The sequence below is a fragment of the Erwinia sp. ErVv1 genome (assembly GCF_900068895.1).
Classification (GTDB): domain Bacteria; phylum Pseudomonadota; class Gammaproteobacteria; order Enterobacterales; family Enterobacteriaceae; genus Erwinia.
In genome coordinates this window covers 185,941-198,745 of record NZ_CDPK01000002.1, presented here as the reverse complement: position 1 = coordinate 198,745, position 12,805 = coordinate 185,941, and the positions used below count along the sequence as shown (strand labels likewise).

Genomic DNA, 12,805 nt, shown 5'->3' with positions numbered 1-12,805 from the left:
ATAAATGGAACTGTTAGAAAAGAAAGAAACTGAATGCGTTTCTGGTGCAATGAATCTAAATGGTTTGGGGGATCAACAAATATCATAGACCTTCGCGGAAAGGATATGGGTTCGTGGATAGATGCAGCAAATACCTGCTGGAAGCCAGGTACACCATCAAATATTATGTATCCTGGTGGATTTTTCATACCTAATATCCGCTTTTAATGTTGATCAAAAGCCCATCCCATGTGGGCTTTTTACTCACAAATCGAAAGATAGTCCCGGACATTTCCTCTCTTTGAGCAGTTCCTTCTGGCACTGCTCCTGCACCACCCGGACACGCGCTGTCGTCACCTCGTACTCTTGCTGCTGCACTACCGGCTCAAGCGACTTAATTGCTCGCTCAAACTCTGTACCTGCCTGCTTGTAGTCCCTCCGGTTTTTAGTACCACCGCCAATGAGGATCTCCGGCCAGTTTTTCCCTCGCATAGATAACAGGTGGTATATCACACAGTGAGCTATGCGGGCGTTCTTCGTTATATTCTGTACGCCATTCTTCTGTTAGCACGCGGACTTCTGACAGCGTTCTGAACAGATACATATCAGGTATTTCTGTTCGTAGTGTTTTATTAAATCGCTCAATAAATCCGTTCTGCATGGGCCTACCGGGCTGAATAAAATCGAGTATCACGCCGTTCATCTCTGCCCATTCACCTAAGGCGGCGGCAGTGAGTTCTGGCACATTATCACTTCGTATAAAAGCCGGATAGCCTCGTTCTGCACTTAATCGCTCCAGGATGCGTACAACACGATGAGCCGGTATATTCAAGTCAACTTCGATTGCCAGTGCTTCCCGGTTAAAGTCATCAACTATGTTAAATAACCTGAATCGCCGCCCGTCGCTCAAGGCATCACTCATAAAATCAACTGACCAACAGTGGTTCATTTTATGTGGAATAACCAACGGCTGTGGATGCCTGCCCGGTAAGCGTTTTTTTCCTTTGCGCCGAAAGTTGAGTTTTAACAATTGATAAATCCGGTAAACCCGTTTTGCATTCCACAGTAATCCTGCCTGGCGTAACTTTTTGAACATAAGTCCAAAACCATAGGCCGGATAGTGATGCGCCAGTTTTTGTAGTACCTCAATTACAGACCGGTCCCGTGCTGTGTTCGGGCAATAATGCAACAGGCTTCGACTGATACCGATAATCCGGCACCCGCGTCGTTCGCTGGCCTGATGTTCCGTCATAACGTAATGCACCAGTTCACGCTTCTCAGACACCGTTAAAGTTTTTTTGACACAACATCCTTAAGAATTTCATGATCTAAGCTCAGGGGTGCGTACATCTGCTTTAATCGGGGCGATTCTCTTCTTCCAGCTCTTTCATTCGTTTGATATCAGAGGAATCCATGCCGCCGTATTTAGATTTCCAGTTGTAATAGCTGGCCTCCGACACACCGTTTTCGCGACACACATCCTTCACATGCCGCCCCCCTTCAACTTCTTTCAGAACCCGCAGGATCTGAGTTTCAGTGAAACGCGCTTTCTTCATGATGAGCCTCCGTTGGTTGTATTTTAACCAGAGAACTCCATTACGCGGTAAGACTAAATTCAGGGGGGACTACAGTATGGCCGACAAGTCCTGGTGATTAAGCCCGTTTGTGTTTGTCATTCTGGTGAAGTATTCAGGAAGATCTATAAAGTTTTGCTTTAGTATAGACTGAGTAATAAGTAGGCGTTAGGATACCTTGTTTATTGAGAATAGCGAGGAAAGGTATGGATACGGTAGAGCAGTTGAATGGAAAATATTTCTTCGATGGAATGAGCGTTGATGGCGATGAGCTTTTGCTCTGGTTAATACTCGATGAATTCAGAAAAAGATTTAGTGAAATCACGGATATTGTGGCTGTTGCCTCGATATTAGCAAGTTTTCCTGTTATCCCTGTCAGGGGGAAATTGGACGTCGAAAAAGCGACCAAGGGAACAAGTCCGCTTTCAATGATGAGCCGGATGTATATTCGTCAGAGATTTAAGAAGCCACGGCGAACAATTACCTGGAAGAAAATGTTACGTGGCGAGTGGGCATATACGACCAGCGTCGGAGCTTACGTTGGGCGCTGGGTTCCGTGGATTGGAGCTGCGATAACAGCTTACGATCTCTCTATCATTACCCGGAATGTTATTCACCGATATAAATTAATCACAGGGGTAAGAGGATAACGACGGTATGAATAAAGCTGAAGTTGTACGCAACCTGATTGCTAAATATTTTTGGGTGATGTCCGATGATGCATCCCTGAGTACAGGTAAGAAAAGCGTATTGCCTGAAGAGGCCAGTGATTTCATTGAAGAGTATGCTTCCTCACTTCAGATTGATATGAAAAATTTCGACTTCAGCAAGTATTTTCCTAATGAGGGCGTACGTTTTTTACCTAATGCTATTTTGCCAAAATTTATGCGCAGTGATGATAATCAGCCCGAGCCATTAACAGTTCATATGCTGATTGAATCTGCTGAGGCGGGGCGTTGGCTTTACTCATAGCTGTAACATAGACCATTTGTAAGAGACGTTAAAAGCTTTAGCAAAACAGATATCAACTGGCTGGAGTCGTCGTTTTCCCGCTGATCCTTCAGCAAAGGGGGTTGAGCTCCAATCATGTAAAAAACCACGATAAGAGATCAACAAATTGTTTTTATTGAAAAATTTCTTAGAGCCTGTAATTTAAATTGTGTATCTGCCTGTTTTTGATATCTTCACTCCAACAACGGAGACAGGCAATTTATGGACGAAAAGAAACTCAGAGCCCTTGCGACTGAACTGGCTAAAGGCCTTAAAACCGAAGCCGATCTCAATCAGTTTTCCCGTATGCTGACAAAGCTTACCGTTGAAACAGCGCTCAATGCTGAGCTGACTGATCACATCGGCCACGAGAAGAACGCCCCCAAAACAGGCTCCAATACCCGTAATGGCTACTCGTCAAAAACCTTGCTTTGTGATGATGGTGAGATTGAAATCAGTACGCCACGCGATCGTGAAAGCACCTTCGAACCGCAACTGATAAAGAAAAACCAGACGCGTATCACCCGGATGGACAGCCAGATTTTGTCCCTGTACGCCAAAGGCATGACCACGCGAGAAATCGTCGCCACCTTCAAAGAGATGTACGACGCGGATGTTTCACCCACGCTGATTTTTAAAGTCACCGATGCGGTTAAAGAGCAGGTCACAGAGTGGCAGAATCGCCCCCTGGATGCACTTTATCCCATTGTTTATCTTGACTGTATTGTTGTAAAAGTTCGCCACGGTGGTAGCGTGATTAATAAAGCCGTCTTCCTCGCACTGGGCATTAATACCGAAGGCCAGAAAGAGCTCCTGGGCATGTGGCTGGCAGAAAACGAAGACGCAAAGTTCTGGCTCAGCGTGCTGACAGAGCTTAAAAACCGGGGCCTTCAGGATATCCTGATTGCCTGCGTGGACGGTCTGAAGGGCTTCCCGGATGTGATAAACAGCGTTTATCCCCAAACGCATATCCAGCTGTGCATTATTCACATGGTGCGTAACAGCCTGAAATACGTGTCGTGGAAGGACTACAAAGCCGTGACTGGCGGGCTGAAAGCGGTATATCAGGCTCCAACAGAAGAGGCGGCGTTAATGGCTCTGGAGCAGTTCGCAGGGGGCTGGGACGATAAATACCCGCAAATCAGTAAAAGCTGGTATGCACACTGGGAAAATCTCAATACGTTTTACAATTATCCACCGGATATCCGTAAAGCTATTTACACTACGAACGCCATCGAATCGCTGAACAGCGTGATCCGTCAGGCAATAAAGAAACGCAAGGTGTTCCCGACGGATGACTCGGTGCGGAAAGTGATTTATCTGGCGATCAGGGATGCTTCAAAAAAATGGAAGGTAGCTGATGACGTATTTGCAGTACCAGCGTACCGCCCACAGAATGATGTCACGCTGAAAATGCCGGCCTTTGAATAGATTCATGCGCTGCTCCGTAAGCAAAAGGTGGCCATAATTTTATTACCTCCAAATTTTTGCAACAGTGCCAGAGAAAACGGGTATATCCCGCGCCACGTATTTTCGGCTGAAAAAAAGGTCTGTTCTTCTGCCATAAGGCTCTTTCGAGCAAGCAGAATAATGAAAAATTCCTTGCTGTAGCTCAATCTATTGAATCGTAGTTGGCACTACTATAGGCGAATATAAAAAATATCAAGGAACTTCAGTGACTTTAAATGGAAATTTTTTACTCAACGGAGCAGATATAGCGCCATTATCTTTTCCCGGCGTAGGTACATTCATGGCATTCTCCGGTAATGGTGCTTATAAAAATCGAGGCGGTTGTGGGAAACATCCGGGAGATGGTCCAATCCCCGAGGGGCGATATTGGATCCTAGGACGAGGCAGCGGTGGCCCCGTTTCGAAAATAATTGCTTTTTTTAAAGACACTTACAACAAATACCATAGCGGCGCGGAGTTTGCCCGTTCAGAATGGTTCGCGCTTTACCCCAATGACTGGAGTATTGATGATTCTACATGGATAGAAGGAGTCAAACGCGAGCATTTCAGGCTACATCCGGGCGTTTTATCAGACGGCTGTATAACACTTGTTAGTAACGCTGATTTCCGCACACTCCGCAATGCCCTGATCAATACCCCGCAGATTCATGTCCCATGCATGAAAGACCTTATGGCCTACGGCATGATCGAGGTTGTCAGTAATGGCTATAACATTTGCTCGTAGAATTGCCTATCTGGTTTGGTTTGTGCTGTTGTGCTACATCGGTGCGAGATTAATAGATCCTGCTAAGTTTATCAGCCTCGAAACTACACAACATTTTGCAGAGTGGATGGATGGGAATGTAAGCCAGGAAAACTTTGATGATTTATGGGTCCTGGCTTGGGTTATTTGCTCGCTAGCATTCGCCATGGTCGGCTACATAGCCACAATTCGAATAATCAGAAAAATACGCCGATAGCTGCATGTTTTTTCAAACAGTTTTTCGCTCGTTCCACGCATCGGCAAATTTCACGTTACCGTCTACGTAGTGCCGGGTGATTTTTTCGTAATTGAGGCTGACGTGTTCTACATGGTTTAGCTGTGAACTGGATAGCTTCGTGTTAGGAATAGAGGTGTTTACACTCGTTACCTTAACGTTTTCCAGAAGTATGATGTAATAGCAAACCTCTTGCCCCGCATCATTGATTTTATAAAAACGGATTTCAGCGCTTTGCAGCGCCTGCCCTGTAGCAGCTGCACGATTGAGATATGGAGAAGAACTATCAATTTCTTTTTCAAGCATCATAGATGAATGCTGGCGGGTACCGGTGATTTTACCGCTCGCAGCATCAACTGGCAGCGTTAAACCGTGTGATAAACCGATAATTTCAATGCTGCCTTCACGATCCTGAACATCAACAGAGCCTTTAATGTCTGCACCGCCGTCGTCCTTGAGCCACATATTAGCAGGGATTGGCATCTATATATCCTTTTGTTTGATAAATATCGTATTTTGTTCTGATTAAGTGAACCTGACGTTGGCTTAGATCAATCAAACCGTCAAAACAAAAGGAAATTCTTATATATCATTAATTTAATTCACTAGCGTGGTTTTTTACATGATTGGACCTTAAACTCCGAGTGCAGATTGGTCTGGCTCCGGAGGGGAAAGTGGCCGTCTGGTCACAGGGAAGTGGTTCTGAGTCTAATTACCGCGTCACCCCGTCAGTCCTGAAAACCTTATCAGGGGATAAATTAGATATTTGCAAAGGAATAATGCGGTTTTCTAACAGCTATGAGTACGGAAAAGATACCGAGGATTTTATCAAAGGGAAAAAATATCCTTACGGTAGTTGGTAAGCAACCTATTGGGCACTGTTGCAAAAATCTGGAGGTAATAAAATTATGGCCACCTTTTGCTGACGGAGCAGCGCATGAACCCATTCAAAGGCTGGCATTTTCAGCGTGACATCATTCTGTGGGGGTAAGCTGGTATTGCAAATACGGCATCAGCTACCCTCAGCTGCAGGAGATGCTGGCTAAGCGTGGTGTGAATGTCGATCACTCCACTATTTACCGCTGGGTTCAGCGTTATGCGCCTGAAATGGAAAAACGACTGCGCTGGTACTGGCGTAACCCTTCCGATCTCAACCCGTGGCACATTGATAAAACGTACATGAAGGTCAATGGTCGCTGGGCTTATCTTTACCGGGCCCTCGCTCTGCTTAAACGTGAAGGCCGGTGTCCGCCTGACGTTAAACACCGACAGATTAAGTACCGGAATAACGTGATTGAATGCGATCGCGGGAAACTGAAAAGAATAATCAGCGCCACGCTGGGATTTAAATCCATGAAGACGGCTTACGCCACAATCAAAGGTATTGAGGTTATACGTGCACTCGTAGAGGTCAGGCCTCAACATTTTATTATGGTGCTCCCCTGGGCGAGATGCGTCTGGTNTACGCCACAATCAAAGGTATTGAGGTTATACGTGCACTCGTAGAGGTCAGGCCTCAACATTTTATTATGGTGCTCCCCTGGGCGAGATGCGTCTGGTGAGCCGGGTCTTTGAAACGTAAGGTCTTTCAATAATACAAAAGGCCACCTCATCGTGAACTTTGCAACAGTGCCCTCCGACATCCGCGTAACCATGCGTTATGCGCACTTCGCGCCTCATCATCTGGAAGAGGCCGTAACTAACAATCCGCTAGCGAGAATCTCCAAAAAAAGTGACTACAAATTGTCTACATAGGTTCCTGGAGGGTGCAATAAGGTACAACAGGGTGCGCTATAAATGATTGATTTTAATGTAAGTCACTGTTTTTAAAACCCAAACAAAAAAAGACCGAAGACGATTCCTGTCTTCGGTCCAGGGAAATGGCTCTTTTAACGGAGCCTTGCGCTAAAAGTTGGCATTAATGCAGGCTATGTCGCCTTGCACTTTAAAAGGTAGTACAGGTGCGGGGATAATCCAGCCAGTTGTAAACCGAGCATAAAGAAGATGTTCGCTTTGTGATCGTAACGGAACAATTGCGAATGGATCTGAAAAAGGGGCGGGAAAAACAGTTAACGTGCTGGCATAAAGTGAAAACCCGATACCAGCGCCGTCTGAGTGCGTTATACAGATTTCTAAATAGCTGTTACAACGCGCTATTTCGTCACGAAGCTTTTACTCGTATTTAATCACAGAGCTTCTGGGCGCGATCGATAATCGGCTGCAGGCTTTTCTTCTGGCCCGGATGCTGCGGGTCGTCAATCTGGATAACGCTAATCGGCTGGCCCTTAGCGCTGCCACTTTTTACCAGCGCCTCGGCTTTGTCATTGAGCGGATACTGCATCAGCGTGCTGGGGTTGATGGCGAACAGCGCGTTGCCCTTGGTGCAGGTCAGCATCACTTCTTCACGATCGAACATCCATTTGTCTTTGCCGACCTGGAAACGACTGACGGTAATAATCTCTGCCGCCATCGCACTGGAACAAAAACTTAACGCAATCATCAGACTGGCTAACTTCTTCATGGTGGTTCAATTCCTCTTAAGAAAACGTCTGCCGCGCAGACGGTAGAAAATGATAATCAGGCGGGTTCAAGCGTGGCAAACAGGCTTACCAGCAGAAGCACAATGGCCGCCAGCAGCAGTTCAGCCAGCGTCGCCTGTATAAACCGGCGCTGGCCCTGCTCCCCGCTGTGCTTGAAGCTTGGGACCAGCCAGTAGCGATTAAACAGCGCGATGCCGCACATTAGCCCCACCAGCGCAATTTTTATCAGCAGCAGCCGGCTGTAGAGTTGAAAATGGCCCGGCGGCCAGCCGAGCAGCAGCCACGCGTTAACCACCCCACTCAGCAGCACCAGCGCCACGGCAAGATGCCCATAGCGTGAGAAGCGCATCAGCGTATGGATCGCGTCATTGCGGGCGGGCTGTCGCACATCCACCATCAGCAGCAGAACCGGCAGCAGCCCGCCCGCCCAGAAGGCAGCGGAAATCAAATGCACGGCGTGATTACTGCGCTGTAAAAACCCGAGCGCGCCGTCCAGCATGGCGGCGTGGCCAGTAAATGCCAGACCGGCAAGCTGTCCAATACCACTTAGCAGCAGCAGGCACTGTTGCCCCCTGCCCTTTAGCCCCAGCGCTGCGACACCGACCACGCCGGCGATAAGCTGCCACTGCCAGGCCACGCCAAAGCGGGTTTGCAGCACCAGGCGCCAGACGTCGACATTGCTCACGTCTGGCCAGCCGTTGCCCATCATGCCGGTTTGAATCACCAGCAGTAGCACCGCCGTTAGCAGCGAGGCGATAGCGCCTGACTTAAGCAGTGGAGAGAGTCGCACCGACATATGCGCCCTGAATTGGGCGGGCGCCAGGAAGACAGTAAAGGCGCTGGCGCCGGTTAGCGTGAGCAGCGCCATAAAGTGCAGCCAGCGGCACAGCACCCAGCACAGGCTGACAGACATATTACTTCACGCTAAAGGTGTAGTTCCCATTGGTTTTGTGCCCGTCAACCGACAGCACGTGCCAGTTGACCTGGTACTGGCCGCCTGGCAGTGGCTGCTTCAGGGGGACAATCAGCTGGTTGTGCTGTTTTGGCGCGCGTTCGGCCTTTTCCAGCGGCACGGCCTGCTGGCTGGCATTGAGCACGTCTACGCCGCTAAAGGCGGGTTCGATATCCTCAGAGAAGGTCAGCGTCAGGGCCTGCGGAGAAGCCTCCACGTTGGCGTTCGCTGCCGGATACTGGCTTTTCAGGTGGGCATGAGCAGAAGCCTGCTGCGAGCACGCGGCCGCGAGTGCCAGCGTAAAAACCATTGAGAACTTACGCATCATCATCCTATTATCCTTTGCCTGGCAACCTGTTGGCTGCGTTAAGGCCGAAAGAATACTCCGCTTAAAATAAGGTGTCGAGCCGATAAGGGCGATTCCCGCCGTGAGGCTTGCGAAAGTCGCGCAACTGCTTTACTTTTGGCGCGGATATCAGGAGATCCCCATGAAATACAATCTGGCTGAAGTGTCCCAGGAAGAGAAAGATAAGGTTAACGTGGACCTTGCCGCCGCAGGTGTGGCCTTTAAAGAGCGGTATAATATGCCGGTCATTGCTGAAATGGTTGAGCGCGAACAGCCAGAAGCGCTGCGTGACTGGTTTCGTCAGCGACTGGTGCAGTACCGGCAGGCATCGCTCAGCCTTTCCCGTCTGCCCTATGAACCCAAACTAAAATAGCGTTAAATTTATGGCTTCCCCGCTTGTTTTTCCCGGTCGCTTCGGTTGATATAGCGCTTCATCACAGCCCCAGCAGGAAAGCCTATGTCCGTGTGGAGTATTGCCGCTGCACAGTCAGGATCGCGTCCCGGTCAAACCGAGTGGAACATTTCGCGCCATCTTGAATTTATACATCAGGCCGCCCGACTTAACGTCGACGTCCTGATCTTCCCTGAACTCTCTCTCACTGGCTACGAGTTAGCGCTGGCAGCAACCCTGGCGATGTCGCTGGACGATCCCCGCCTGCAGGTTTTTGCCGATGCGGCCAGCCAATACCACATGACGATTATCGTCGGCCTGCCGCTCAGGGACGAAAACCGTACGCTGCTTGCCGCCATCACTTTTTTACCGGAAGGAACACGCATCGCCTACGGTAAGCGCAATCTGTTTGGCGATGAGAAGCAGATATTTCAGATCGGTGAGAGCATCCCCCTGTTCGGTTATCCCCGGCATCAGGTGGCGATGGCAATCTGCGCCGACATCAGCGTGGAGGCCTTCGCCCGCGAGGCGGCACAGCGCGGGGCAAATTTATATGCCACCGGGGTGCTGGTCTCTAAGCAGGGCTACCAGAAGGACTGTGACTTTCTTGCCCGCTGGTCGCGCGAATACAAAATGGCGGTCTTAATGGCTAACCACGCCCTGCCCACGGGTGGCTACCAGAGCGCCGGTCAGAGTGCGCTGTGGGATGAAGCCGGACAACAGATTGTGCTGGGGGGCAGCGGCGAAGAGCTGGTCATTGCCCGCAGACAGGGTAAAGATTGGCAAGGCGAAGTGCATTCTGTAGGCTAACGGTCAGATTTTCAAAAGGGACGCATTATGCTGCGCGTAATAGATACTGAAACCTGTGGATTGCAGGGCGGGATTGTTGAAATAGCCTCCGTGGATGTGGTGGGTGGAACCATTATCAATCCCATGAGCGATTTGGTCTGTCCGGATCGCCCCATCGGCCGCCAGGCGATGGCGATTCATCGCATTACGGAAGCGATGGTTGCCGATAAACCACCCATTGAGCAGGTTATCAGCCGCTATCACGGCAGCGCGTTTTACGTAGCGCATAACGCCAGCTTTGACCGCAGAATGCTGCCGGAGATGCACGGAGAATGGATTTGCACTATGACGCTGGCACGCGGCCTGTGGCCGGGGCGTAAGTATGGTAATCAGGCACTGCGCGAATCGTTGCAGCTGGAGGTGGAGACGCCGCCGGGCCTGCATGCCCACCGGGCGCTGTATGACTGCTATGTAACGGCGGCACTGCTGGTCCGCATCATGGATTTTTCCGGCTGGGATGAGGCGGAACTGGTTCGCCGGATGAACGTTCGCGGCTCGAGCAGCACCTTCCCTTTTGGCAAATATCGCGGCAGTAAAATCGACGAGGTGGCAAAGCGCGACCCCGGCTATCTTAAATGGATGCTGAAAAACATCCCCGACCTGAAGCCCGACCTTCGCGGTGCGATGGAACGGGCGTTGTCAGCAGACTAGTGTGCATTACCCGCGCTGAGCGTCTCCTGCGCCAGCGCAATGATAAAGGCATACTCCATTGCCACCCCTTCATAAGATTTGAACCTGCCTGATTTCCCGCCGTGTCCGGCATCCATATCCGTGCACAGCAGCAGCAGGTTGTCATCCGTTTTCAGCTCGCGCAGCTTCGCCACCCATTTAGCAGGCTCCCAGTACTGAACCTGTGAGTCGTGCAGACCGGTGGTCACCAGCATATGCGGATAGGCCTGACGGCTAACGCAGTCGTAGGGGCTGTACTGAGATATGTAGCGATAGTACTGCTCCTCCGCTGGGTTGCCCCACTCGTCATATTCACCGGTGGTGAGCGGAATGGACTCGTCCAGCATGGTGGTGACGACATCGACAAAAGGGACCTGCGCCACAACGCCGTGGAAACGGTCCGGCACCATATTGATAACGGCCCCCATCAGCAGGCCACCCGCGCTACCGCCCATGGCATAGAGCTTTTGTGGATCGCCATAGCCGCGATCCACCAGCGCGTTGGTGACATCAATAAAGTCGTGGAAGGTATTCAACTTATTCAGTAGCCGGCCATCGTCATACCACTGCTGCCCCAATTCGCCGCCGCCGCGAACATGCGCCAGTACAAACACAAAGCCGCGATCGAGCAGGCTCAGGCGGCTGGCGCTAAAGTCGGCATCCATACTGCTGCCGTAGGAACCATAGCCATAAACCAGCATCGGGTTTTTACCGGGACGGAAATGCTCCCGGTGGTAGACCAGCGAAACCGGCACCTCCACGCCGTCGCGCCCCTTGATCCACTGGTGCTCGCTTTTATAGTGGCTGGCATCGAACCCTTTCACTTCAGCCTGCTTAAGCACCCGACGCTCGCCGCTGTCCATGTCCATCTCAAACAGGGTGTCTGGCGTGGTCATCGAGGAGTAGCCGTAGCGCAGTCTGTTAGTCTCGGGGTTGGGGTTGTAGGCCAGCCAGGTCACATAGGCCGGATCGTCATAGGCGATACCAAAGGACTCGCCGCTTTTCCTGTCGATCTGCCGCAGGCTGGTTAGGCCGCGCTGCCGCTCTTCCACCACCAGCCAGTCGCGAAACAGGCTGAAATCCTCCAGCACAATGTGTTCGCGTGCGGGGATCAGCGTTTCCCAGCTATTTTCACGGAAGTGATCGGTGCGGTAGAGCCCGAAGTTTTTTCCTTCACGATTCGACCGCACATAGAAGTGATGCTGATAATGGTCGAGGGTATATTCGTGATCTTTGCGGCGCGGGCTGAACACCTGGGGTGCGGTGTCCGCATATTCGGCATCCAGCAGCAGAATTTCACTGGTGGTACTGCTGTTCAGCGCAATAAGGATAAAGTGCTCGGAGGTGGTCTTATGCACGCTGACGTAAAACGTGTCATCCTTCTCTTCATACACCAGCTCATCTTCCTGCTGCGGGGTGCCCAGCCTGTGTCGCCATACCTGCCAGGGCAGCAGGGTTTGCTTGTCCTTCAGGACATAGTAAAGCGTCGTGCTGTCGTTGGCCCAGACAAAGCTTGATGACACATTTTCCAGCACTTCATCGTACCAGTGCCCCGTTTCCAGATTGCAGAAGCGGATGCCGTACTGGCGGCGGGAAAGAAAGTCTTCAGCCAGCGCCATAATGGTGTTGTCCGGAGAAATACCCAGCCCGCCCAGCGTGTAAAATTCACTGCGTGCGGCGCGCTGGTTACCGTCTATCAACGTCTGCCATACGTCGGGCGCATCAGTATTTTCAGGCTGGCGGGTATAGATAGCGTACTCATTCCCCTCTTCATAGCGGCGCTGGTAGCGGTAGCCATTTTTGATATAGGGCACCGAGCGATCGCGCTGTGGAATGCGATCGACAATTTCTTTTAACAGCCGGTCCTGAAGCGCCTGCTGCGACTGCATCACCGCCCTGCCGTAATCATTTTCGGCATGAAGATAGTCCAGCACGTCGGGATCGTCACGCTGGTCATCGCGCAGCCAGTAATAATTATCTGTTCGCGTATCGCCATGCAGCGTCATCTCGAAAGGTTTTTTTCTGGCTATCGGTGGTGTTTTCATCACATCTGTTCCGCTCACTAAAA

11 protein-coding genes and 6 pseudogenes are annotated in these 12,805 nt (G+C 50.5%); 10 read left to right on the top strand and 7 right to left on the bottom strand.

Features of this window, described 5'->3' with window-relative positions; all coding sequences use genetic code 11:
- Positions 1–424: 424 nt before the first annotated feature.
- Positions 425–1,535 (bottom strand): annotated as a pseudogene (locus tag A1830_RS21055) (IS3 family transposase).
- A gap of 224 nt (positions 1,536–1,759) precedes the next feature.
- On the opposite strand from A1830_RS21055, the gene A1830_RS02390 reads away from it, so the two are divergent.
- From A1830_RS02390 to A1830_RS02380, 3 genes and pseudogenes are all read left to right on the top strand, one after another.
- Positions 1,760–2,203: an STM2901 family protein gene (locus A1830_RS02390; protein WP_067701206.1), complete on the top strand. Its 444-nt coding sequence runs from the start codon at positions 1,760–1,762 to the stop codon at positions 2,201–2,203.
- 7 nt (positions 2,204–2,210) lie between these two features.
- Complete coding sequence (locus A1830_RS02385; RefSeq protein ID WP_067701203.1) at positions 2,211–2,525, top strand: DUF1493 family protein; 315 nt, start codon at positions 2,211–2,213, stop codon at positions 2,523–2,525.
- Positions 2,526–2,765: 240 nt separating this feature from the next.
- Positions 2,766–3,893, top strand: a pseudogene (locus A1830_RS02380) (IS256 family transposase); the annotation flags it as partial.
- Between the two features lie 3 nt (positions 3,894–3,896).
- Here the strand turns inward: A1830_RS02380 and A1830_RS22460 are convergent.
- Positions 3,897–3,980, bottom strand: a pseudogene (locus tag A1830_RS22460) (IS6 family transposase); the annotation flags it as partial.
- A gap of 238 nt (positions 3,981–4,218) precedes the next feature.
- On the opposite strand from A1830_RS22460, the gene A1830_RS02375 reads away from it, so the two are divergent.
- Positions 4,219–4,737, top strand: coding sequence for a DUF2778 domain-containing protein (locus tag A1830_RS02375; RefSeq protein WP_067701196.1), 519 nt, complete (start codon positions 4,219–4,221; stop codon positions 4,735–4,737).
- Positions 4,738–4,984: 247 nt separating this feature from the next.
- Here A1830_RS02375 and A1830_RS02370 read toward each other — a convergent pair whose 3' ends face one another.
- On the bottom strand, positions 4,985–5,473 hold the full coding sequence (locus A1830_RS02370; RefSeq protein ID WP_067701193.1) for an Hcp family type VI secretion system effector: 489 nt from the start codon (positions 5,471–5,473) through the stop codon (positions 4,985–4,987).
- Between the two features lie 158 nt (positions 5,474–5,631).
- On the opposite strand from A1830_RS02370, the pseudogene A1830_RS21045 reads away from it, so the two are divergent.
- From A1830_RS21045 to A1830_RS23840, 3 pseudogenes are all read left to right on the top strand, one after another.
- Positions 5,632–5,853, top strand: a pseudogene (locus A1830_RS21045) (DUF2931 family protein); the annotation flags it as partial.
- Positions 5,854–5,927: 74 nt separating this feature from the next.
- Positions 5,928–6,450, top strand: a pseudogene (locus tag A1830_RS02365) (transposase); the annotation flags it as partial.
- A gap of 175 nt (positions 6,451–6,625) precedes the next feature.
- Positions 6,626–6,745, top strand: a pseudogene (locus A1830_RS23840) (integrase); the annotation flags it as partial.
- A 427-nt stretch (positions 6,746–7,172) separates the two neighbouring features.
- On the opposite strand, the gene A1830_RS02360 reads toward A1830_RS23840, so the two are convergent.
- Genes A1830_RS02360 through yobA form a run of 3 tightly spaced genes read right to left on the bottom strand, consistent with a single transcriptional unit; the run spans position 7,173 to position 8,813 of the window.
- The gene (locus tag A1830_RS02360) at positions 7,173–7,511 is read right to left on the bottom strand and encodes a YebY family protein (RefSeq protein WP_067701190.1); all 339 of its coding nucleotides are present in this window, start codon (positions 7,509–7,511) and stop codon (positions 7,173–7,175) included.
- A gap of 56 nt (positions 7,512–7,567) precedes the next feature.
- Positions 7,568–8,443: a copper homeostasis membrane protein CopD gene (gene copD, locus A1830_RS02355; RefSeq protein ID WP_067701187.1), complete on the bottom strand. Its 876-nt coding sequence runs from the start codon at positions 8,441–8,443 to the stop codon at positions 7,568–7,570.
- A gap of 1 nt (position 8,444) precedes the next feature.
- The gene (gene yobA / locus A1830_RS02350) at positions 8,445–8,813 is read right to left on the bottom strand and encodes a CopC domain-containing protein YobA (RefSeq protein ID WP_067701184.1); all 369 of its coding nucleotides are present in this window, start codon (positions 8,811–8,813) and stop codon (positions 8,445–8,447) included.
- Positions 8,814–8,970: 157 nt separating this feature from the next.
- Here yobA and A1830_RS02345 point away from each other — a divergent pair, with 157 nt between their 5' ends.
- The 3 genes from A1830_RS02345 to exoX all read left to right on the top strand — a co-directional run bounded on the left by A1830_RS02345 (position 8,971) and on the right by exoX (position 10,719).
- Positions 8,971–9,201 (top strand): DNA polymerase III subunit theta, encoded by a 231-nt coding sequence (locus A1830_RS02345; protein WP_067701181.1) that lies wholly within the window; start codon positions 8,971–8,973, stop codon positions 9,199–9,201.
- Between the two features lie 84 nt (positions 9,202–9,285).
- Positions 9,286–10,029, top strand: coding sequence for a carbon-nitrogen hydrolase family protein (locus A1830_RS02340; RefSeq protein ID WP_067701178.1), 744 nt, complete (start codon positions 9,286–9,288; stop codon positions 10,027–10,029).
- 27 nt (positions 10,030–10,056) lie between these two features.
- Positions 10,057–10,719: an exodeoxyribonuclease X gene (gene exoX, locus A1830_RS02335; RefSeq protein ID WP_067701175.1), complete on the top strand. Its 663-nt coding sequence runs from the start codon at positions 10,057–10,059 to the stop codon at positions 10,717–10,719.
- On the opposite strand, the gene A1830_RS02330 is transcribed toward exoX, so the two are convergent.
- The gene (locus A1830_RS02330) at positions 10,716–12,782 is read right to left on the bottom strand and encodes a prolyl oligopeptidase family serine peptidase (RefSeq protein ID WP_067701172.1); all 2,067 of its coding nucleotides are present in this window, start codon (positions 12,780–12,782) and stop codon (positions 10,716–10,718) included. The two genes, exoX and A1830_RS02330, sit on opposite strands and share 4 nt — an antisense overlap.
- Positions 12,783–12,805 lie beyond the last annotated feature (23 nt).